This is a genomic window from [Lactobacillus] rogosae (genome assembly GCA_900112995.1).
GTDB classification, from domain to species: Bacteria; Bacillota; Clostridia; order Lachnospirales; family Lachnospiraceae; genus Lachnospira; species Lachnospira rogosae.
In genome coordinates this window covers 59,088-81,327 of record FONU01000018.1, presented here as the reverse complement: position 1 = coordinate 81,327, position 22,240 = coordinate 59,088, and the positions used below count along the sequence as shown (strand labels likewise).

Below are 22,240 nucleotides of genomic sequence, written 5' to 3'. Positions count from 1 at the left end.
TTTTTTTCAAGTTCATCTCTGGCTGTTGCGTAATATGATTTTTTGAAAAGCATATCCCATGAAAGATATTTTGCCATACAGTCAAACTGCTTATCAATCAACTCATACTGGATACTGTCTACGGGAGAACCGCCTACAACAATCGTGCCAACTTTTTTATTTTTTAACTGCAATCCACGGCAGTAGCACTTATCAATGATAAGTTTCAATTGTGCTGACATTCCCCACCAATAAACTGGTGTAGCAAAAAGAATCATATCTGCGGCAGCAATTTTATCAATTGTAGGATTTGTATCATCCTTATCGATGCATCCCTTAGAGCATTGACAGACGCCACATCCCTTGCATGGTGCAATGTTGAGTTTGTCAGGTTCAATGATTTCAATTTCATTCTTTTCTGATGCTCCTTTTATAAATGCATTGATTGCTGTCAGCGTGTTTCCTTTTCTGGCACTTCCATTAATGATTACAATTTTCATGCGTGTATCCTCCAACTTCCGATTTGTATTTCTGTTTGTTTTAAAAATGGGCAATCCCGATTGGGACTGCCCATTCATTTATCACTCCAAAATCCAACGGCTTTGCCGTTGCCGTGCTTCGCACTCCTTGATTTTGTCGTTGTCACATCAGGTGAAAACAAATACTCGCTTTGCTCGTGCTTGTTTTCCTGCTGATGTTCCAAATTATGCGATTTTTTCTTGCTTGCACTTAATTTTGCATCAATTGATGTAAGTTTGATGTAAATCGCTGTTTTTTTAGTTTTTTATCAAATGAAGTACGTCCCGTCTATTCGGTAAAACGGTACTTCTTAATAGAGCTTTGCACCTGCCGGGATGTGGTTATCAACCATAAGAAGATGAAGCTCTTCATCCTCAGAATCCTTGAGGTTGTTTACTGCTGAAAGTAACATACCACAAGATTCTATTCCCATCATCTTTCTTGGTGGAAGGTTTGTGATAGCTATAAGTGTCTTTCCAACAAGTTCTTCTGGCTCATAGTAAGCATGGATTCCGCTAAGTATTGTACGGTCTGTGCCTGTTCCATCATCTAAAGTAAACTGAAGTAACTTCTTTGACTTAGGAACTGCAACACACTCTTTTACCTTAACAGCTCTGAAATCTGACTTACTGAATGTGTCGAAGTCTACTTCTTCCTCAAATAATGGTTCTACCTTAACATTAGAAAAATCAATCTTATCATTAGCTGTAAAGAAACCATTATTATCACCTTCTGATGCCGCTGCTTCTGTAGAAGTACTCTTTTCAGACTTTGCAGCATTCTTGTCTGAACCTAATGACTTCATTGTCGGGAACAAAAGTACATCCCTGATAGCTGGTGAATCTGTAAGGAGCATAACAAGTCTGTCGATGCCGTATCCGATACCACCTGTTGGAGGCATACCTACTGCAAGTGCATTAAGGAAGTCTTCATCTGTGTGCTGTGCTTCCTCATCACCATTCTCTGCATTCTTATCCTGCTGTGCAAAACGTTCTCTCTGGTCGATTGGGTCGTTAAGCTCTGAATAAGCATTACACATTTCCCATGTGTTGATGAAAAGCTCAAAACGTTCAACCTTTTCTGGATCAGATGGCTTCTTCTTAGTAAGTGGAGAGATTGCAAGCGGATGATCCATAATAAATGTAGGCTGGATTAACTTCTCTTCGCAGTACTCTTCAAAGAATAAGTTAATGATATCGCCCTTTGTATGACGTTCCTCGAACTCAATTCCTCTTTCCTTAGCAAGAGCCTTAGCTTCTTCATCTGTCTTTATTGTATCAAAATCAACGCCTGCATATTCCTTGATAGCATCATTCATAGTAAGTCTTCTGAATGGCTTTCCGAGGTCTATCTTAGTACCGTTGTAAGTAATTTCAGTTGTTCCGCATACAGTCTTTGCAAGGTGTCTGAACATGCTCTCTGTAAGCTCCATCATACCTTCATAATCTGTGTATGCCTGATACAGCTCCATAAGTGTGAACTCAGGATTATGTCTTGTGTCAACACCTTCATTTCTGTATACACGTCCGATTTCATATACTCTTTCAAGACCACCAACGATAAGTCTCTTAAGGTAAAGCTCTAAAGATATACGAAGCTTAACGTCCTCATCAAGTGCGTTGTAGTGAGTTTCAAAAGGTCTTGCTGCTGCACCACCTGCATTAGAAACAAGTGTTGGAGTTTCAACCTCCATAAAGTCCCTGCCGTCAAGGAATCTTCTGATTTCCTTTATGATCTGTGATCTCTTTACAAATGTATCCTTAACCTCAGGATTCATTATTAAATCAACATATCTCTGACGGTATCTCATATCAGTATCTGTAATTCCATGGAACTTCTCTGGAAGTACCTGTAAGCTCTTAGAAAGAAGTGTTATTTCTTCTGCATGAACTGATATTTCACCTGTCTTAGTTCTGAATATAAAGCCCTTTATACCATATATATCACCTATATCAGACTTCTTAAAATCTGCATAAGCATCATCACCGATAGCATCTCTTGATATATATGCCTGCATTCTACCCTTAAGATCTGCAATATTACAGAAAGATGCCTTTCCCATTACTCTCTTGAACATCATTCTTCCTGCAAAGCTTACCTCAATAGGAGAAGCATCCATGATAGCTCTTCTCTCATTGTAATCGGCATTAACTGCCTCTCTTGCCTGCTGCTCATCCATACCATCAGTATTAACTGCTGGTCTGTCGCCAAGAAGTTCCTTTTCGTGTGCTTCATAGATGGCTCTTATTTCATCTGTATGATGTGTAACATCATACTTTGTTATCTGAAATGGATCTTTACCTGCTTCCTGTAATGCAGCGAGCTTGTCCATTCTTACTTTAATCTGCTCATTAACATCTGGCTGTGAATTATTCTTATCTGCCACTTTCTTATCTCCTTTATATATAATTAGTCATTCTGTACTGAGATAATCTTATATTCAATAACTCCTGCTGGTGCTTCAACCTTAACTGTATCTCCAACCTTCTTGCCAAGCATAGCTGCTCCAAGTGGTGATTCATTTGATATCTTGTTATTAAGACTATCTGCTTCTGAAGAACCTACGATTACATATTCAATATCTTCATCATATTCTACATCGTGAAGCTTAACAACGCTTTCCATCTTGATAGCGTCCTTATCTGTATTGTTATCCTGAACAACTTCTGCGTTCTTAAGAATTTCTTCAAGTTCTGCAATCTGTGTTTCAATATCTCTCTGCTCATCTTTAGCTGCATCGTACTCAGCATTTTCTGATAAATCGCCCTGTTCTCTTGCTTCCTTTAACTTCTGGGCAACTTCCTTTCTTCTATCAACCTTTAAGTGCTCAAGTAAAGCTACTCTTTCTTCATATCCTTTTTTTGTAAGTAACTGTTTCTCTGCCATAGCTCGTCACCTTTCCATAAATAATATTTATATAGTATTATTACTATTGCTTAATAAAATGTTCAAGATATTATATCTCAACTAATACTTTATGTCAATCCACGCATCTGCTGTACAAATTCATTGAACTCGTCCTGCTTTGTTATATGATTAACTTCATTTCTTAATGCCGCCGCGTGCTTTATTCCTGCTGTATACCACGCAAAATGTTTACGCATCTCGCGCACTGCTGTAAATTCGCCCTTTACATCGCATAACATCTGGCAGTGCCTGATAATCATATCAACTATCTCATCTATTGACGGAGGTGCTGTAATATTTCCTGTTTCAAGATAGTCCTTGACCTGTCTGAATATCCACGGATTACCCTGTGCCCCGCGTCCTATCATAACGGCATCACAGCCTGTCTCCTTAAACATTCTTACTGCATCTTCACCACTTCTTATATCGCCATTGCCTATTACCGGAATATGAACCTTTTCTTTAACACGCCTTATTACATCCCAGTCAGCCTTTCCAGAATAATACTGGCTTCTTGTCCTTCCGTGAACCGCAACCGCGGCCCCACCTGACTCCTGTATAATATATGCTATTTCTTCAGCGTTAATGCAGGTTTCGTCAAATCCTGTCCTTATCTTTACGGTGACAGGCTTATCAACTGCATTTGCCATAGCCTCCACTATATTTCCTACAAGCAGGGGATTTTTAAGCAGTGCCGACCCCTCTCCGTTATTAACCACCTTAGGAACTGGGCATCCCATATTGACATCTATTATATCAAAATCTCTTTCTGCAAGCCTTTTGGCGATGTCTGCCATTATCTGTGGTTCTGAACCAAATAACTGTACAGCTATCGGACTTTCTTTCTTATCTGTCTTTAATAATTCTTCTGTATTTTTATTATTATACAATACCGCCTTGGCACTCACCATCTCTGTATACAAAAGTCCACAGCCCTGTTCCTTGCATAAAAGACGAAATGGCAGGTCTGTTACTCCTGCCATCGGTCCTAATGCGACATTTGTTTTAATATCAACATTACCTATTCTCATCTTAACTCCGTTGTTATAATATTTTACTCATCCAAACCTAAGAAGAATACTTTATAGAACATCTCTAACGATTCCAGCAGGTCTCTTTTTTCATACTGATTCTTCTTAACAAGAAGTCCGCACGCTATATCATCATACAGCAGATCTTCTTCATCTGCTGTGGATTTGAATAACAGGTTGCCCTCCTCGTCAAATTCCATATCAAGTATTCCGCCGACTTCCTCTGTAAAAAGAACACACATTATCTTTAATTCGTTCTTTATATCTTCTGGAAGCCTGTCAAAATCCGGGTTAAAATAATATTTCTTCTCATAAGAATTAGATGCACAAAGCACCACATTTTCATCACTATACATATCCATATAATCCTCTCACTGAAACTTCGCCAGCTCTTATTGCAATCTCTTTTCCTGCTTCATCTTTTACAATAAGCTCGCCTTCTTTATTAATTCCAATCGCTGTTGCTATAAGCTCCTCTTTCTCATATATAGCACGGACTGTCCTGTCCTTATTAATAAGAAGTTCATTATACTTATCGACAAGCAGTGACAAATCGTTAGTCTTAAGGAATTCGTGATAATATTTATCAAAGCTTCTTGAAAATGCAGCAATTATATTACTTCTCTTAATCTTTCTATGTGTTTCAAGATATAAAGATGTAGCCATATCCCTTATTGCCTCATCAAATTCTGTTGTATTGACATTAATTCCTATGCCTATTACAACATAATGTATAAGATCCATCTCTGCACTCATCTCAGTAAGTATGCCTGTTATCTTCTTACCATTCACAACGATATCATTAGGCCATTTGATATAACAATCTATATCCTTGACTTCTTCCCTTATAGCCTCTACCATTGCTATCGCAAGAACAAGTGTAAGCATTGAAGCACTCTCCGGGCTCATATCTGGACGAAGCAGAAGGCTCATCCATATTCCTGTTCCCGCAGGTGACTCCCAGCTTCTTCCTCTTCGTCCCCTGCCGCCTGTCTGACATTCCGCAACAAATAATGTTCCGTCAGGAGCATTGCTTTCTGCCGCAAGCTTTGCCTGGTTATTAGTCGAATCTGTCTTCTCAAAATATCTGATATGCTGGAATATCCCCTCAAGCTTATTATCATCAGAGCTATTATCTTTAAGCTTGTTATAAGACTCTTTGTCTGTGCTTACATTTCTATCATTATTGCCAGCTTCCCTGTCCTGTTCTTTATCAGCCCTGGATTTTATTGCACTGTCTTTTATAAGAAGGCTTCTTATCTCTGTATCTGTTATTATATCAGGATATTCTGTAATTCTGTAGCCTTTGTTCTGCACAGAATCTATAACATAACCTTCCTCTTTTAACTGGTTAATAGCTTTCCATACAGCAGTCCTTGATACGCCAAATGCCTCACACAACTGCTGTCCTGATATGTATCCATCTGCATTTCTTAACAAATGTAATATCTCTGATTTCATATTCGTACCGTCCTATAATTATTACAATACCACAAGTGCAGTAAATACAGTCATTATTCCTAGAAGAAGTGCCACCACTGCAACTATAACACCAGATACCTTATTGCCATTTATAAAATGCTTCACAGCCGTAAGTGTATTAACAACTGTTCCAAGAAGAAACTCTATCGGAAAAAGCACTCCGCTTCTGCTTCTTAAGAACATTATTATAATAAATATAACTGTTGCTGCAATAGTAAGAACTATATTAGTGTAATCTATAATCATTTTGGTCTTTTTATAAGAACCACTTGTTGTATAATACATACCAATCCTCATTTCTATGCAATTAATAGTTACGTTACTTATAGGTTTAATATGCTCCAAGTGTAGCTGCCATTACAGCCTTGATTGTGTGCATACGGTTCTCTGCCTCATCAAATACAACTGACTGCTCTGACTCGAATACCTCATCTGTAACTTCCATTTCATCAAGTCCGAACTTATCGTGAATTTCCTTGCCTATTGTTGTCTTTATGTCATGGAAAGCTGGAAGGCAATGCATAAATATAGCGTTCTTATCAGCATTGTCCATTACCTTCTTATTAACCTGATATGGAAGAAGTGCGTTAATTCTCTCTGTCCATACCTCATCAGGCTCACCCATTGATACCCATACATCTGTGTAAAGAACTTCTGCACCCTTAGTGCCTTCTGTAACATCTTCTGTTAATGTTACAGAACCGCCACTTTCTTTAGCCCATTCCCTGCACTGGTTTACAAGATCTTCATTAGGGAAATATTCCTTAGCTGTACAAGCTGTAAAATGTAATCCAAGCTTAGCACATACTATCATAAGTGAATTACCCATATTATATCTTGCATCTCCCATATATACGAACTTAACACCTTTTAATCTTCCAAGCTTTTCTTTTATTGTAAGCATATCAGCAAGCATCTGTGTTGGGTGGTACTCGTTAGTAAGTCCATTCCATACTGGAACTGATGAATACTTTGCAAGGTCTTCTACTATCTCCTGTCCAAAGCCTCTGTATTCAATACCCTCAAACATTGTACAAAGAACTCTTGCTGTATCTGCTATGCTCTCTTTCTTTCCTATCTGTGAACCCTTAGGGTCTAAGTAAGTTACGCCCATACCAAGGTCGTGTGCTGCAACTTCAAATGAACAACGTGTTCTTGTACTTGTCTTTTCAAATATAAGAGCAACATTCTTTCCAAGTAATGGCTGTTCAACAACTCCGTCCTTCTTCATCTTCTTAAGCTTTGCAGCCAATTCTATAAGATATTCTATTTCCTCTGGTGTATAGTCTTTTAATGTTAAAAAATCTCTTCCTTTAAGATTCATAATGTTCCTCCATTCTTTAGCATAAATCATATGTAAACAATCTCTGCTCTAAGGCTATAGCATATTATCCTGCTAATAATACCCGATTTATAAATTTAGATAACATTTTATCGCAAACAGCTCATAAATGCAACTTCTTACATATTCAAATAACACTTACCTGCTTACATCACTGTTTATTAATTATAAAAATACCAGCGTGGTAACATTCATCTATTTTCTAATCATAAAAAATACCAGCACAGTGACTTTTATCTGTTCACTGGCTGGTATTCTTATTTAGTGGAATACGTGTCCACCGATTATTACATAGTCTGACATTGCTGAAAGATTGGTTATTGAAACCATTCTGAATGATGTATATCCGCCGATATTGTTCTTTCCTGACAATGCCTCAAGTGCTGCATCCATACATTCCTGTGTACGGATACCACTGTTAAGTCTGTTCTGGAACTTAGCTGATGGGCCGCCTGCTCCATCTGATGCTCCTGAGAACTGTGACTTCTGATATATAACCCCTGTTATTGAATTAGGATAGTTAGAGCTTCTAACTCTGTTTAATACAACATTAGCAACTGCAAGCTTCCCCTCATATGGCTCATAAGCTGCTTCCCAGTCAATAATGCAGGCAAGAAGATATATTTCTTCATTACTTACGCTCATTGTTGAGTTATACGATATATCTGTTCCAGATATTGTTCTTGATATAACTGCCTGTATTCTTTCTTCTTCAGCTATCCTTGCAGCTTCCTGTTCTGCTGCAATTCTTTCTTCTTCGGCAATTCTGGCAGCTTCTTCCTCTGCCTCTTTTGCTTCTGCCTCTTCAATTGTATATCCTGTAAGGATATCTTTTTCATCAAGAGTCTGGGCTATAACCTCTGCCTCCTGATTGAATAATAAAGCGGCTGTCTTAGTATATCCTTCGCAATTACCTGAGCTTATCTTAGTCATACTGCCATTAACTTCCAACACATCTACCACTGTGTTCTTATAAAGTCTTCCATTAACTGATGAATTCTCATCATCGGCTGAATATACATCAAGATAAGGTTCTGTAATTGCAAGCGCTTTATTTTGCATCTGCCCCTGCTGTTCTTCATAACCTGTTAAAATTACTTCCTCAACATTGGCTGCGTATGATGCAACTCTGACCTCGGTATCAGTAATTGTACTTTCGTGTTGCTCATAGGTAGGTTTGGCGTCTGTTACCTTTGGAAGAACCGGCATCATCATCACTACCAGCGTAGCTCCCAAACAACAAGCAGCTTTGCTACTTCTAAGTTTCATAAAGTTTTTCCCTTTCCGGCACAAGTTGTTAAATGCACCTACAAAATGTTACAGAATTGTTACATTTTGTTACGAAAGTATAATAGCAAAGTTAATCAAATTTGTCAAATTTGTTACAAAAAGCCACGGAACACAGTGTTTCCGTGGCTTTGTGCTTATATTACTGATTTAACATTTATTAAATATTTATGAAAATGTACCCTTAAAAAGAGAGCTTCGACACATTTCTGCCTGTTATTACAATCTCTGCCTTACTGCTTCATATGTAAGAATTGTACACGCAATAGCAGCATTAAGTGACTCAACCTCACCCTGCATTGGAATTCTTACATATTCATCAGCCTTATCTGCTAACTTATCTGTAAGTCCATTGCCCTCATTGCCAATCATAAATGCAGTAGGGTTTGTATAATCTTTCTTATTATAATTATCTGTACCCTTAAGGTGTGCCGCATATACTGTCACGCCCTTAGACTTACATACATCAGCCGCCTCGCATATATCATCTACATATATAACCGGCACACGGTAAAGTGAACCCATAGTCGAGCGGATTGTCTTAGGATTGTATATATCAACTGTGTTACTGCTCATAATAATTCCTGTAACGCCTGCACCTTCAGCCATTCTTACAATAGTTCCAAGATTACCGGGATCCTGAAGATTTTCAATAATAAGAAGTAATGGGTTGTGCTTGTCTGAAAGTATGCCTTCCAAATCTGTATCTGTCATTCTGACAACTGCCATAATCCCCTGTGGTGTCTGTGTATCTGCCATACGCATAAACACGTTGTCTGTCACAATCTCCAGCACGTCTTTTCCTATGCTGTCATAATTCATTCTTTCAAGGAATTCCTCATTATCAGCCTTAAAAGTCTCTGATACATATACCTTTACAAGTCTGTCTGCCGGTGCTTCTGACACCATTTTCACGCCCTCAACAACAAACTGCTTCTCCTCTTTTCTTAACTTTGCTTTTTTCTGCAAATTCACTACGTGCTTAACCTGCGAACTACTTGTACTTGTAATCATTTTTCACCATTTCCTGTATAATTAGTTAGAAAGCATAGCACTTATATTAAACTCATAATCACTAATATCCTTAGTCATGGCAAGTGCCTCATCAATATCATAATCAACAAACCTTCCGTCCTTATAAGCTACAAGTCTGTTGCTCTTTCCTGCAACTAAAAGATCAACTGCATAAGAACCCATAATAGAAGCATACATTCTGTCCTTACATGTAGGTGAGCCGCCTCTCTGCATATAACCAAGAATAGTAGCTCTTGTCTCTATTCCTGTAGCAGCTTCTATTCTTCTTGCCATTCCTGTTGAATGTCCGATTCCTTCAGCATTAATTATAAGGTGATGCTTCTTGCCTTTCTTTCTTCCGTCAATAATGTGATTAATTATTGCCTGTTCATCACCATTATATCTCTCTGGAAGAAGAATATCCTCTGCACCATTAGCAATACCACACCAAAGTGCAATATAGCCTGCATTACGTCCCATTACTTCAATAATACTACATCTTTCGTGAGATGTTGATGTATCTCTTATCTTATCAATAGCCTCCATAGCAGTGTTAACCGCTGTATCAAAACCAATTGTATAGTCTGTACAGGCAATATCAAGGTCAATTGTTCCTGGAAGACCTATTGTATTAACTCCAGTCTCAGCAAGCTTCTGTGCTCCACGGAAAGACCCGTCACCACCTATGACAACAATACCATCAATCCCGTGCTTTTTACATACCTCAGCAGCCTTCTTCTGTCCTTCTTCTGTCATAAACTCAAGACATCTAGCAGTATAAAGAATTGTACCACCTCTCTGTATAATATCAGAAACACTCTTCTTATCCATATCGATAATCTCATCATTAATAAGACCGTTGTAGCCCTTCTGAATTCCTTTTACTTTAAGACCCTTGTTAATAGCTGTTCTTACTACAGCTCTGATTGCAGGATTCATACCAGGGGCATCTCCACCGCTTGTTAATACACCGATTGTTTTAATTTCTTTAGCCATAAATAATTTCCCCTTTCATCTAAAGTCTATGACATTCACCATATAAATATCTTATAAGTAACAAAGTATTCTCTGTCAACAGATACAACTTTTATAACACTTACAGCTTTATAATTGTCTAAATAGTTTAACCTTTTTTAATAGTACCACAAATCTTTAAAAAGATATATTATTTTAGATAATTTTTATCTAAATTTTTATACAATTATTTTATGTTGTCGTAACATTTTTATCTCCATACAGACCCTTAAGCTTCATAAGAAGTTCTGAATTAACCTGTACAGTCCTGCTTGCAGGAATGGCAATCCTTTTATTTTCTTTAGTGCAGTATATAATAACAGAATCTTTTCCATCTGAATTGTAAAGAATATCATTAAGCTCACTCTGCTTTGACTGGTATTCTTCTTCACTCTCGAATCTTATCCAGAGCTTTCTTGGAATAGTGTTAAAATCTATAACCTTATCACATATAAGCCTTGCGTTCTCATCTGCATTTGCCTGAACCCTTCCTGTAACAAACACCTTATCTGCTGTATCTATAACTGGCCGGTTAATAAGAAAGTTCCTCGGAAATACGATTACCTCAACAGTTCCAACAAGATCCTCAATTGTAAGATATGCCATAAGCTGTCCGTTCTTGGTTGTCTTAACGCTTTTATTCATTATCATTCCGCCAATCGTAGCAGTATTGCCATCTCTTACCTTAGTTTCGCCTGTCTCATCATCTATCTCAAAATCTGTTGTTACATTGGTTATATATTTCTTCACCATTCCAGTGTATTCATCAAGAGGATGTCCGCTTACATATACACCAAGAATTTCTTTCTCGTAACCAAGCAGTTCTTCCTTAGTGTATTCCGTAACATCCGGAACTTTTATCTCATAATCTTTCTTTTCTTCCTCGCCGACAAAATCAAACAGTGACATCTGTCCAGACATCGAATCTTTCTTCTGCTTAACCGCATTATCAAGCATACTGTCTGCCACAAGCATCATCGCACGCCTCTTGTTACCAAAGGTATCAAATGCTCCCGCCTTAATAAAATTCTCTACTGCCCTTTTATTAAGTGCATCTGACATACGATTAATAAAATCCTGCATTGATGTGAAAGTACCATTACTTGTTCTTTCATTTATAATTGCATTGATTGTCGGTCTTCCAAGTGACTTAATTCCTGCCATTGCAAAACGTATGCCACCATTATCTACTGAGAATTCCATCTGTGACTCGTTAACATCTGGTGGAAGAATATTGATATTCATCTGCTTACAGGCGTATATATATCCCGCTACCTTTGATGTATTATCAATTACTGATGTCATAAGTGCCGCCATAAATTCTACTGGATAATATGTCTTTAAAAATGCTGTCTGGAACGATACAACTGCATAGCAGGCAGCGTGGGATTTATTGAAGGCATACTTTGCAAAATCAATCATATCATCATATATCTTTCCTGCAACCGTCTCATCTATACCATTATTAACACAGCCCTTAACACCTTCTTCTGGATTGCCATATATGAAATTCTTACGCTCCTGCTCCATAACATATGCTTTTTTCTTAGACATTGCTCTACGGACAAGGTCACTTCGTCCCCACGAATATCCAGCAAGATCTCGTACAATCTGCATAACCTGTTCCTGATACACAATACAGCCATAGGTTGGTTTAAGAATTGGTTCTAACTGTGGGCAGGCATAAGTAACATTTTGCTGGTTATTCTTACCTTCTATATACTGTGGAATAAAGTCCATAGGACCTGGTCTGTATAATGATATACCCGCTATCAGATCTTCCAGATTGCTAGGTTTTAATTCCTTCATAAATGACTTCATTCCTGCACTTTCAAGCTGGAATATACCATCACATCTTCCTGTACTTATCGCATCAAATACCCCTTTATCAGTGTAGTCAATCTTATCTATAGAGAAGTCCTTATTGTGCTTTTTAATAAGATTTTCTGCATCTTTAATAACTGTAAGTGTTCTAAGACCAAGGAAATCCATTTTTAGAAGTCCTAATTCTTCAAGCGTTGTCATTACAAATTGGGCAACTACTGCACCGTCAGATCCAGTTGATAACGGAACATAATCTTCTACTGGCTTTCCACATATAAGAACTCCTGCGGCGTGCATAGATGCGTGCCGTGGAAGTCCCTCAAGCCTTTTACTCTTATCAATTAAATCTCTTACAGCCTCATTGTTCTCATATTCATTTCTAAGGTCTGGATTTTCATTAATTGCTTTATCTATTGTAATTCCAATCTCTCTTGGAACCATCTTGGCAATATTATCAACCATAGCATATGGAAGGTCTAACACTCTTCCAACGTCCTTTATAACAGCCCTAGCTGCCATAGTACCAAATGTAACAATCTGTGATACACAATCCTTACCATACTTGGCAACTACATAATCTATTACTTCCTGTCTTCTCTCATAACAGAAATCCACGTCAATATCGGGCATAGATACACGTTCAGGATTTAAGAAACGCTCAAAGATAAGGCTGTATTTAATAGGGTCAAGGTCTGTAATCTCAAGGCAGTAAGATACTATGCTTCCTGCCGCTGAACCTCTTCCCGGACCGACCGGTATATCGTGCCTTTTAGCATAATTAATGTAGTCCCATACAATAAGGAAATAATCTACATATCCCATTGAATATATGACTGAAAGTTCATATGCCAATCTTTCAAATATATTATTAGTATCCCTGGCAATCTTAATAACTACATCTTTTCTATCCTCAACTGCTTCCTCTTCTGCCTTTCTGACAAAATCCTCAACAGATATATCTGCCGCCTGATTTGGATATCTTTTCTTAAGTCCCTCGTAACACAGATAATTAAGATATGTCCAGGATGTATAGCCATCTGGCACTGCAAATTTAGGGAGCTTGGTAACTCCAAATTCTATCTCTACATTACATCTTTGTGCAATCTTTTCTGTATTGGCTATTGCCTGAGGTGCATATTTGAATAAATCGGACATTTCTTCCGGTGATTTAAGATAATACTGTCCACCTGTATATCTCATTCTGTTCTCATCTGTAACTTTCTTTCCTGTCTGTATACAGAGCAGTATATCGTGTGCCTCAGCATCATCTGCATATGTATAATGCACATCATTAGTACATATAAGTTCAATTCCTGTCTCCTCAGACATTCTTAAAAGCTGTGGATTAACATAATGCTGTTCTGCAATTCCGTGATCCTGTAATTCAAGGAAGAAATTACCCTTGCCAAATATATCCTGATATTCCAGTGCTACCTTCTTAGCTTCTTCATACATTCCTCTTGTGAGGTATCTTTGAACCTCTCCTGCAAGACAGGCACTTGATGCGATTATCCCCTCACCAAACTGCCTTAATACTTCTTTATCAACTCTTGGCTTATAATAAAAACCTTCTGTAAAGCCCCTTGATACAATCTTCATCAGGTTCTGGTAACCCTTGTTATTCTCTGCTAACAGAACAAGGTGGTTATATTTATCATCACCTGTTCCTGCTTCCTTATCAAATCTTGAACCCGGAGCAACATACACCTCACAACCAAGAATAGGCTTTATTCCTGCATCCTTTGCAGCCCTGTAGAAATCAATAACTCCGTACATAACACCATGGTCTGTTATCGCAAGACTATCCATTCCAAGCTCTGCCGCTCTTTTAGTTATCTCTTTTATTTTACTTGAACCGTCCAGAAGTGAATACTCTGTATGGACGTGTAAATGTGTAAATGGCATATGCTCCCTCCATAACAATTATTATTAACAGCATACCATAATTCATGGTAAAAAGAAACCGTATCAGCCATATGACCAATACGGTTTCCATACATAATATTAGGAAAAAAGTTTATATAAATGTGGTGTATATCCACATTTTATCGTTATTAATAGTGCTGTTCTTTCTTAAGTTAATAGCACATTTTCTTTATCTATATACCTTTATTTATACAAGTCCAAGTACCTTAGGAAGGAACATTGAAAGCATTGGTATATAAGTTACAAGCAAGAGGGCAATAAGTATTATTGCAAAGTATGGAAGCAATGTCTTTATTACGCTTTCGATTGTAGTTCCACCAACTCGGCAGCCTGTAAAGAGAATTGTTCCTACAGGTGGTGTTATTGTACCAATTGATAAGTTGAAGCAGAGTAAGATACCAAAGTGAATTGGATCCATTCCGAATGACTTACAGATTGGTAATAAAATTGGTGTGAAGATAAGTATCGCTGGTGTTACGTCCATAAATGTACCAACTACAAGTAATAATACATTGATAAGAAGTAAGATAAGATACTTATTAGTTGTAAGACCAAGGATTGCATTTGCTATCATATCTGGAATTCCTGTAAATGCCATAGCCCATGACATAATTGATGAAAGTCCGATCATAAATGTAATGATACCTGTTGTCTTAGCTGCTTCAAGGACAATTCTTGGAATGTCTTTAATCTTGAAAGCCTTATATATAAGTGATAATACGGTTGCATATACTACTGCGATAGCAGAACCTTCTGTTGCTGTGAAGATACCACCAAGGATACCTCCGATTACGATTACGATAAGTAAAAGGCTTGGGATTGCCTGCCAGAATGTCTTAAGAGCAACCTTAACTGGAACTCTCTGCTCTGCCTGATAACCACGCTTCTTAGCCATAATTCCTGCAAGTATCATAACTGCACCACCCCAGAGAAGACCTGGAATATAACCTGCCATAAAGAGTGCTGCGATTGATACGCTTCCTGCAACACTTGAATATACGATCATTGTGTTACTTGGTGGAATTAACATACCTACTGGAGCAGATGCTACGTTTACTGCTGTACTGTAGTTCTTGTCATATCCTTCTTTTTCTTCAAGTGGTCCGATTGTACCACCCATAGCAGCGGCTGCTGCTGCACCAGAACCTGATATAGCTCCGAATAACATATTAGCTACTACATTTGACTGTGCAAGTGCACCTGGCATACGTCCACTGATTACCTTGGCACAATTAACAAGTCTTGTTGCTATACCACCATTATTCATTATATTACCTGCCAGAATGAAGAATGGAATTGCTATAAGCGAGAATGAATTAGAACCCGCAAATATTCTCTGAGCAGAAGTTGCAAATGAAACATCTGCTGGAATCATACATATCATTGATACTGCTGATGACATACCAATTGCTACACCGATTGGAGCGCCGATAACAAGCAGTACAACCAGTATTGTAACCATTACTAAGGCTACCTGTAATGCTATACTCATATATACCTCTCATTTCTATGCACTTATGTGCATTGCGTACCTTTATGCTTCATCTTTTTTAAGTTCAAGTCCGATATTGTATATGCTGTAAAAGATAATTATTACACCGCATATTGGAATAATTGAATATATAATACCTGTTGGAATATGCAAGATTGAGTCAAACTGTACGAAATTCATATGTGTAATCTTAAAACCACCAAATACCATTATAAGACCAGCAAATGCGATTGTTACACATTCAATTATTATATTGACGATTCTCTTAGCTTTCTTAGGAAGCTTATCTTTTACTACTGCAATATTAATGTGCTCTCTCTGTCCAAACATATATGTTGCAGATATGATTATTAACCATACAAATGAATATCTTGTAAGTATTTCTGTTACACTGCTTGGAGCTGAGAAAATGTATCTGGCAACAACCTGATAAGTTACCATAAGTACCATCATTATAAATATGAATACACTTGCATACGAAGTTACTTTATCTAATATATTTTTTACTGTCTTCATATTAATTCTCCTCTCTTAAAGCTTCTACTTTATTATAAATATCCTTTGTCATATCTGACTGGTTAGCAATACTATCAAGTAATGGCTGGCATTTTTCCCTGAATTCGTTAGTATCCGGATATACAAAGATTGCACCGTGTTCTTCTGCTTCTTTCTTACCTGCCTCAACAGCTTCCTTAAATGTATCAAATTCATATTCTGTTGATTCCATTACAAGCTTATCAAATATTGCTCTGTCTTCTTCTGACATGCTGTCAAGGAAATTAGTACTTGCTACAACTACATCAGGGTGAACAATATGTCTTGTATATGAGTAATATTTAGCTACTTCATAATGCTTGAAATCTGAATATACAAGCTCACTGTTCTCACCTGCATCAATTACACCCTGCTGAAGTGCTGTATACACTTCTGACTGTGACATTGCTGTACCTGTACCACCCATATACTTAACCATATTAAGATATGTTGTACTATCATTTACTCTTACAATCATACCCTTAAGATCATCTGCTGAGTTGATAGGCTTGTCAGCATATATATTTCTTTCACCTGCTGTATATATTGTAAGGACTTCAAAATTGTACTTTCTTGTTGACTTGAAAAGGTCTGTAAATACCCCTGATTCTGTTGCTCTTCTTAAATGATCCATATCCTGATAAAGATAAGGTGCACCGACAATAGCAAAGTTAGAATCATATCCTTCTGGAACTGAACATGGTACTATAGCCATATCAAGTGCACCAGTTCTGATGAATTCTGCCATAGAACCCTGCTCACCAAGTACACCGTTAGCATATATAGTCATTTTGTATCTGCCATTAGTAGCTTTCTCGAACTTCTCACCAAGCTCCTTCATAGCTTTATACTGTGGGTGATTTTCATTCTGGTTAAATGCTACTCTGATAACCTTAACTTCCTGACCATCTGCACTTTTACTTCCGCATCCCGTAAGTGTAAAGCTGGCCATTAAACATACGCATAATAATAATGCCATCAATTTTTTACCCATAAAATCCTCCATTCTTATGCTTTTGCATACAAGTGAATTACTTTAAAAGTTCTACACTTACTTTAACTACAACTTTTCTTACCTTCATAGGCTCTCCATCTGCAACCTGTGGTCTGTGAATATCTGTAGGGAAGAATACACAGAAGCAGCCAGGTGTTGATGTGATAAAGCCTTCATTTTCTACATCTTTAACAAATATAAGATCTCTCTCATCATATCTTTCTGCCACTTCGTAGTTACCTGTATCTGGTGTGAAGCCTAACTTTTCCCTTCCTGTTACAAGGAACTGTACATCAAGATATTTCTCGTGGTATTCCGGCTTTCTTGCCTCTAATGGTTCTGTCTCAGCGTCGAATACCTGTGCATACATAAGCTTTCCTTCTATCTCATATACGCCTGTTTCCATTTTAGTAAAATCATTGTTCTTTAAATATTCTATTGCTCTTTGTACTGCTGCTGGATAATTCTTAAAATCATCCTTTGTATGAATTGATGAAAATATCATAACAAAACTCCCTTCTATTATAAATATGAAATTCTATAATATATACATTTATATTCTATTCTACATTATTCTTGCTTTTGTTCTCCATTGCATGAACCATATTAACAATCATCTTATGTGATGGAACTGGAACTCCCAATCTGTCACCAGCCTTAACTACCGCACCGCTGATTGTATTAACCTCCGTAAGCCTTCCTGCCTTAAGGTCTGCATATATAGATGTTCTTCCTTCTGGAGAATTAAGAGATGTATTTCTTACCCGTTCAATCATCTCTTCTTCATTAAACTCAAGCCCCATAGCTTTAGCTACCTGCATTGCCTCTTTTATAAGAATAACTGTCATATTCCATGCATATTCATCTGTTGCGATAAATCCGATTGGAACCTGAAGAACTCCTGTAAGAACACTAAGTGAAACATTAGTAAACAGCTTGTCCCATATAAGCTGCTGGATATTATCATAAATGTGTGTATCAAATCCACAAGAGTCAAGACAGACCTTAACTTTGTCAAGCATATGCTGTGAATCTTCAACAAGCATACCGATATTGGTCTTGCCCTTGCCGCCTCTTCTTACATATCCGTCACCAAGGATTGCTCCATTATCTTCTGTTGTACCTATGATAATTCTTTCCTTAGGAACAAATTCCAAGATAATGTCTTCGTGGCCTGCACCATTCTGAAGAGTCATTACATATGTGTTATCTCCTATTATTCCCTTATTCTCCATAAGTGCTGCTCTTGAATATAAAGCCTTTACAAATATAATTACTAAATCTACTTCACCTATTCCTTCACTACTAAGTAATGCTGCTGGGTGATATATTACATCTGTATCATTCTCAAATAACTTTAATCCGTCTGCATTAATCTTATCTACAAGTTCTGCCTTCTTATCAATCATATATACATCATTGTTAGTAGAAAGATGTCCACCATATATAGAACCCATGGCACCAGCTCCAAGTACCGCTATCTTCATAGTATGCCTCCATTTCTTCACATTTTTGTTATCTTAAATATTATTTCTTCTTAAAATATTCTTCTTTTATCTGTTTATTATTACCGTAATAAATATTTTTCTTTATTTATTATTTTTGCTATTGCGGTAATAAATATTTTTTTATTATTTCTATTGCTGCCGGCAGCCCTTAAGACCGCCAGCATATTATATTATGTTAAATACATTTTTCACTGATTAGCGGGTGAATTCTGCAAGACCTTCAATAGCATAAGCTCTGATTGGGCAAGAATCCAAGCCATATATTGGAAGTGGTGAGTATGACATAAAGAATGTATCCTGTGAAAGCTTATCAAGGTTCTTTAATACTTCAAGGAATACGATGTTCTCTGCCATACAGATGTCGTGGAAAGGCTTAACATCTTCGTTGCAGTTCTCAATTGAAACACCATCACCGAAGCCTACACACTTAATCTTGTGGTCTACACACCACTGTGCTGTCTCACCATTTACTAATAATCTCTGATCCTTGTCTGTATTAGTATCAGGTGTGAATGGGTCAAGCTTGTAAGATGAGTCGATGATAAGAATATCACCTTCCTTTACCCAGCCTTCTGTTGCCTTGTCAAGGTCTGCCGCACTGATGTGCTTTCTGTGAGGAAGTGTATCCTTGAAGTCAACATATATTGCTCTTCCCATAAATGTTGTAAGTGGAAGTTCAGCAACTGATGGCCAGTTGTCATCGTGATGATAAGGACACTCGCAATGTGTTCCTAAGTGGCTTGTAAGATCCATTGCTGTGTGGAAATCAGGAATTGGTCCGCCTGTGTTATATCTGATAAGGTGGCATCTTCTTGACTCTGTCTTTGGGTCTAATGGCTTTGTAAGATCGATTACCTTTAATCCGTTTCCTAAAGCAAATGTTGTGTTCATAATTAAATCCTCCTGTGAATTAAATATTTTGTTTACTTGTTAGCTTTTTAGATACTTGTTAAATTTTCCTGTTTGTTACTTATTTGTCATTTCCTTTGGCACTTGCAGTATACCAGTATACCGGTTTATAATCAATTATCAAAACTTTATAAATTTCTGATAATATTTTTGTAATATATGCACAAATGTAAGTTGATTTTCAAATACTTTTGCTAAAATAGCATATCCATTTTTGTATATTTGTTAAACTTTTGACATTGCACCAGATGAAAACATTGTAAAAATATAGCATTTGTTGTATCATAGTGGTTTGCATAAGCTTTAATGTCTATTGCAATTTTTATATTATTTTGCAAGATTGGAGAATATATGAATAATTCAACCTCTTATTGGTTAAAAAAAGGAATTCACAACGGTATGCCTATAGCACTTGGCTACCTTGCTGTTTCTTTTACGTTGGGAATTGCCGCTAAGAATGCGGGACTAACCGCCTTACAGGCTGCCCTTGCAAGCATAACATGCCACGCTTCTGCTGGTGAGTTTGCCGGATTTACACTTATTGCGGCACTTGCTGCATATACAGAGATTGCTGTTATGGAACTTATAATTAATGCACGATATTTTCTTATGTCGTGTGCCTTAAGCCAGAAATTAGATAATAAAATGCCATTTTTTCACAGACTTATTATGGGATTGTTCGTTACTGATGAGATATTCGGACTGACAGTATCTGTTCCTGAAAAACTCAACCCCGCATATATGTACGGAATGGTTCTTGTAGCCTCACCCGCGTGGGTTCTTGGAACATACTTCGGCGTGCTGTTTGGAAATATACTTCCAGCTAATATTGTAAGTGCATTAAGTGTCGGATTATACGGAATGTTCATTGCAATAATAATTCCTCCGGCAAGGAAAAATCACATAATTGCAGGCGTTGTAGCAATATCAATGATTATAAGCTGTATATTCAGCTATGCCCCTGTTATAAGCAGCATTTCCTCTGGAACTCGAATTATTATATTAACAGTTATCATCTCACTTGCGGCAGCAATTCTTTTTCCTGTGAAGGAAGAGAATGCCAGAAGTGCTGATAACACTAATGCTACTAATAATACTTAAGAAACATATTACCTATATAGAATTGGGAGATTATTTATGCCTACACATAATACATACATATACATATTAATTATGGCTCTTGTAACATATCTTGTAAGAGTTCTCCCTCTTACACTGATACGAAAAGAGATTAAAAATATCACAGTTAAATCATTTCTTTACTATGTGCCTTATGTAACACTTGCTATTATGACTTTTCCAGCGATATTATCTGCAACCTCCAGTATAATATCAGCGGCTATCGCTTTTGTAATAGCCATCGTGCTTGCGTGGATTGGAAAAAGCCTTTTTCAGGTTGCAATGTTAAGCTGTGCATCAGTATTTATTGTAGAACTTGTTATAACATTTTTACAGACACATTAATATAAAGATTAAACCGCTGTCAGCCATTGAAATTAAAGGCTGGCGGCGGTTTCTATCAACACATTTTGTCCTATAAGTCTTTTATCCTATAAGTTCATTAATACCTTAATAAATATTAACTATCTGCTAGTGTATGTTAATGTATAACTAAAGCTTAATAAGCATTATCTCATATGTGCAGCTTTCACTAAATGCTTGGCAAGTACAGATGTTGTAACTGAGCCAACACCACCCGGTACTGGAGTTGCGATTGAGGCAATATTCCCTATTGCTTCAAAATCCACATCTCCGCAGAGCTTTCCTTCCTCATCAACATTTATTCCAACATCAATAACAACAGCACCATCTGCAACATATTCAGGCTTTATCATCTTTGCTGAGCCTGCCGCTGCAACAAGTATCTCCGCATGCTTACAGGTCGCCGCCATATCGACTGTCTTTGTATGTACAACTGTAACTGTTGCATTTCTTTTCATAAGAAGCATAGCCACAGGCTTACCAATAACAAGGCTTCTTCCAACTACTGTAACTCTCTTGCCTTTAATATCTACACCTGCATAATCTAACATCTCTATAACAGCCTCCGCTGTACAAGGTGCATATCCTGTTTCATCTCCTGCATATACCTTAGCAAGATTAACCGGTGATATTCCATCAAGGTCTTTTCTTGGGTCTATTCTGTTCTCGACAGCCTTCTCATCAATATGCTTTGGCAATGGTCTTAAGAGAAGGATTCCATCTATGTCGGGATTATTGTTAATCTGGTCGAATTCCTTCTGAAATTCATCATTAGATATATCTGCCGCAAATGTATATGTTGTACATCTTACACCTACTTTATCCATTTTCTTTACTGCTCCACGTTCATATGAACAGTCATCCGGTCTTTCACCAACTCTTATTATTGCAAGATGTGGAAGTTCCCCATCTATATTCTTAATATCTTCTATAAGCTGCTCATTAATAGAATTAGCAACTGGCAGTCCTTTTAATATTTCCATTAGATAATACCTC

The 22,240-nt window shown here is 37.3% G+C and carries 21 protein-coding genes; 2 read left to right on the top strand and 19 right to left on the bottom strand.

The features are described from left to right. From BM157_RS09130 to BM157_RS09045, 18 genes are all read right to left on the bottom strand, one after another. A partial coding sequence (locus tag BM157_RS09130) for a flavodoxin family protein (protein ID WP_090140800.1) occupies positions 1–479 on the bottom strand: 479 nt, incomplete at its 3' end. Positions 480–808: 329 nt separating this feature from the next. After that, complete coding sequence (gene lysS, locus BM157_RS09125; protein ID WP_456361691.1) at positions 809–2,830, bottom strand: lysine--tRNA ligase; 2,022 nt, start codon at positions 2,828–2,830, stop codon at positions 809–811. Between the two features lie 77 nt (positions 2,831–2,907). After that, entirely contained in the window at positions 2,908–3,384 is a 477-nt protein-coding gene (greA, locus tag BM157_RS09120) for a transcription elongation factor GreA (RefSeq protein WP_022501307.1), read from the bottom strand. Positions 3,385–3,473: 89 nt separating this feature from the next. Further along, a complete protein-coding gene (dusB, locus tag BM157_RS09115) occupies positions 3,474–4,436 on the bottom strand; it encodes a tRNA dihydrouridine synthase DusB (RefSeq protein ID WP_055176497.1) in 963 nt (320 codons plus the stop codon). A 23-nt stretch (positions 4,437–4,459) separates the two neighbouring features. Next, a complete protein-coding gene (locus BM157_RS09110; RefSeq protein WP_022501309.1) occupies positions 4,460–4,798 on the bottom strand; it encodes a DUF6145 family protein in 339 nt (112 codons plus the stop codon). Next, positions 4,785–5,897: a biotin--[acetyl-CoA-carboxylase] ligase gene (locus tag BM157_RS09105; RefSeq protein WP_318255893.1), complete on the bottom strand. Its 1,113-nt coding sequence runs from the start codon at positions 5,895–5,897 to the stop codon at positions 4,785–4,787. Before BM157_RS09105 ends, BM157_RS09110 begins: the two co-directional genes overlap by 14 nt. A 21-nt stretch (positions 5,898–5,918) precedes the next feature. Further along, a complete protein-coding gene (locus BM157_RS09100) occupies positions 5,919–6,203 on the bottom strand; it encodes a hypothetical protein (protein ID WP_090140795.1) in 285 nt (94 codons plus the stop codon). 46 nt (positions 6,204–6,249) lie between these two features. Further along, on the bottom strand, positions 6,250–7,242 hold the full coding sequence (argF, locus tag BM157_RS09095) for an ornithine carbamoyltransferase (protein ID WP_090140793.1): 993 nt from the start codon (positions 7,240–7,242) through the stop codon (positions 6,250–6,252). A gap of 279 nt (positions 7,243–7,521) precedes the next feature. Continuing rightward, positions 7,522–8,529: a cell wall hydrolase gene (locus BM157_RS09090; RefSeq protein ID WP_090140791.1), complete on the bottom strand. Its 1,008-nt coding sequence runs from the start codon at positions 8,527–8,529 to the stop codon at positions 7,522–7,524. 237 nt (positions 8,530–8,766) lie between these two features. Next, positions 8,767–9,561: a TrmH family RNA methyltransferase gene (locus BM157_RS09085; RefSeq protein ID WP_055176509.1), complete on the bottom strand. Its 795-nt coding sequence runs from the start codon at positions 9,559–9,561 to the stop codon at positions 8,767–8,769. Between the two features lie 21 nt (positions 9,562–9,582). After that, the gene (gene pfkA / locus BM157_RS09080; protein ID WP_022501315.1) at positions 9,583–10,557 is read right to left on the bottom strand and encodes a 6-phosphofructokinase; all 975 of its coding nucleotides are present in this window, start codon (positions 10,555–10,557) and stop codon (positions 9,583–9,585) included. A gap of 210 nt (positions 10,558–10,767) precedes the next feature. Continuing rightward, entirely contained in the window at positions 10,768–14,304 is a 3,537-nt protein-coding gene (locus tag BM157_RS09075) for a DNA polymerase III subunit alpha (RefSeq protein WP_090140789.1), read from the bottom strand. 208 nt (positions 14,305–14,512) lie between these two features. Then, positions 14,513–15,817 (bottom strand): TRAP transporter large permease, encoded by a 1,305-nt coding sequence (locus tag BM157_RS09070; RefSeq protein ID WP_022501317.1) that lies wholly within the window; start codon positions 15,815–15,817, stop codon positions 14,513–14,515. 42 nt (positions 15,818–15,859) lie between these two features. After that, positions 15,860–16,333 carry a TRAP transporter small permease gene (locus tag BM157_RS09065; protein WP_022501318.1) on the bottom strand — a complete coding sequence of 158 codons (474 nt, stop codon included), beginning with the start codon at positions 16,331–16,333 and terminating at the stop codon, positions 15,860–15,862. Position 16,334: 1 nt separating this feature from the next. After that, a complete protein-coding gene (dctP, locus tag BM157_RS09060) occupies positions 16,335–17,345 on the bottom strand; it encodes a TRAP transporter substrate-binding protein (protein ID WP_055176515.1) in 1,011 nt (336 codons plus the stop codon). A gap of 37 nt (positions 17,346–17,382) precedes the next feature. After that, on the bottom strand, positions 17,383–17,850 hold the full coding sequence (locus BM157_RS09055; protein ID WP_022501320.1) for a YhcH/YjgK/YiaL family protein: 468 nt from the start codon (positions 17,848–17,850) through the stop codon (positions 17,383–17,385). A 55-nt stretch (positions 17,851–17,905) separates the two neighbouring features. Further along, entirely contained in the window at positions 17,906–18,832 is a 927-nt protein-coding gene (locus BM157_RS09050; RefSeq protein WP_055176518.1) for a ketopantoate reductase family protein, read from the bottom strand. Positions 18,833–19,048: 216 nt separating this feature from the next. After that, positions 19,049–19,744 carry a cyclase family protein gene (locus tag BM157_RS09045; RefSeq protein ID WP_022501322.1) on the bottom strand — a complete coding sequence of 232 codons (696 nt, stop codon included), beginning with the start codon at positions 19,742–19,744 and terminating at the stop codon, positions 19,049–19,051. A 369-nt stretch (positions 19,745–20,113) separates the two neighbouring features. On the opposite strand from BM157_RS09045, the gene BM157_RS09040 reads away from it, so the two are divergent. Both BM157_RS09040 and BM157_RS09035 read left to right on the top strand, forming a co-directional pair. Then, entirely contained in the window at positions 20,114–20,863 is a 750-nt protein-coding gene (locus BM157_RS09040) for an AzlC family ABC transporter permease (RefSeq protein ID WP_022501323.1), read from the top strand. 36 nt (positions 20,864–20,899) lie between these two features. After that, positions 20,900–21,226 (top strand): AzlD domain-containing protein, encoded by a 327-nt coding sequence (locus tag BM157_RS09035; protein ID WP_022501324.1) that lies wholly within the window; start codon positions 20,900–20,902, stop codon positions 21,224–21,226. Positions 21,227–21,390: 164 nt separating this feature from the next. Here BM157_RS09035 and BM157_RS09030 read toward each other — a convergent pair whose 3' ends face one another. Next, on the bottom strand, positions 21,391–22,227 hold the full coding sequence (locus BM157_RS09030) for a bifunctional 5,10-methylenetetrahydrofolate dehydrogenase/5,10-methenyltetrahydrofolate cyclohydrolase (protein ID WP_022501325.1): 837 nt from the start codon (positions 22,225–22,227) through the stop codon (positions 21,391–21,393). Between the last annotated feature and the right edge of the window lie 13 nt (positions 22,228–22,240).

Excerpts from the sequence above, each read along its gene's own strand:
- BM157_RS09065 (WP_022501318.1), bottom strand. The coding sequence starts at position 16,333 with ATGAAGACAGTAAAAAATATATTAGATAAAGTAACTTCGTATGCAAGT.
- dusB (WP_055176497.1), bottom strand. The coding sequence starts at position 4,436 with ATGAGAATAGGTAATGTTGATATTAAAACAAATGTCGCATTAGGACCG.
- greA (WP_022501307.1), bottom strand. The coding sequence starts at position 3,384 with ATGGCAGAGAAACAGTTACTTACAAAAAAAGGATATGAAGAAAGAGTA.
- pfkA (WP_022501315.1), bottom strand. The coding sequence starts at position 10,557 with ATGGCTAAAGAAATTAAAACAATCGGTGTATTAACAAGCGGTGGAGAT.
- BM157_RS09075 (WP_090140789.1), bottom strand. The coding sequence starts at position 14,304 with ATGCCATTTACACATTTACACGTCCATACAGAGTATTCACTTCTGGAC.
- BM157_RS09040 (WP_022501323.1), top strand. The coding sequence starts at position 20,114 with ATGAATAATTCAACCTCTTATTGGTTAAAAAAAGGAATTCACAACGGT.
- BM157_RS09085 (WP_055176509.1), bottom strand. The coding sequence starts at position 9,561 with ATGATTACAAGTACAAGTAGTTCGCAGGTTAAGCACGTAGTGAATTTG.
- BM157_RS09110 (WP_022501309.1), bottom strand. The coding sequence starts at position 4,798 with ATGGATATGTATAGTGATGAAAATGTGGTGCTTTGTGCATCTAATTCT.
- BM157_RS09090 (WP_090140791.1), bottom strand. The coding sequence starts at position 8,529 with ATGAAACTTAGAAGTAGCAAAGCTGCTTGTTGTTTGGGAGCTACGCTG.
- dctP (WP_055176515.1), bottom strand. The coding sequence starts at position 17,345 with ATGGGTAAAAAATTGATGGCATTATTATTATGCGTATGTTTAATGGCC.
- BM157_RS09050 (WP_055176518.1), bottom strand. The coding sequence starts at position 18,832 with ATGAAGATAGCGGTACTTGGAGCTGGTGCCATGGGTTCTATATATGGT.
- BM157_RS09070 (WP_022501317.1), bottom strand. The coding sequence starts at position 15,817 with ATGAGTATAGCATTACAGGTAGCCTTAGTAATGGTTACAATACTGGTT.
- BM157_RS09045 (WP_022501322.1), bottom strand. The coding sequence starts at position 19,744 with ATGAACACAACATTTGCTTTAGGAAACGGATTAAAGGTAATCGATCTT.
- argF (WP_090140793.1), bottom strand. The coding sequence starts at position 7,242 with ATGAATCTTAAAGGAAGAGATTTTTTAACATTAAAAGACTATACACCA.
- BM157_RS09030 (WP_022501325.1), bottom strand. The coding sequence starts at position 22,227 with ATGGAAATATTAAAAGGACTGCCAGTTGCTAATTCTATTAATGAGCAG.
- BM157_RS09035 (WP_022501324.1), top strand. The coding sequence starts at position 20,900 with ATGCCTACACATAATACATACATATACATATTAATTATGGCTCTTGTA.
- BM157_RS09055 (WP_022501320.1), bottom strand. The coding sequence starts at position 17,850 with ATGATATTTTCATCAATTCATACAAAGGATGATTTTAAGAATTATCCA.
- lysS (WP_456361691.1), bottom strand. The coding sequence starts at position 2,830 with ATGGACAAGCTCGCTGCATTACAGGAAGCAGGTAAAGATCCATTTCAG.
- BM157_RS09100 (WP_090140795.1), bottom strand. The coding sequence starts at position 6,203 with ATGTATTATACAACAAGTGGTTCTTATAAAAAGACCAAAATGATTATA.
- BM157_RS09105 (WP_318255893.1), bottom strand. The coding sequence starts at position 5,897 with ATGAAATCAGAGATATTACATTTGTTAAGAAATGCAGATGGATACATA.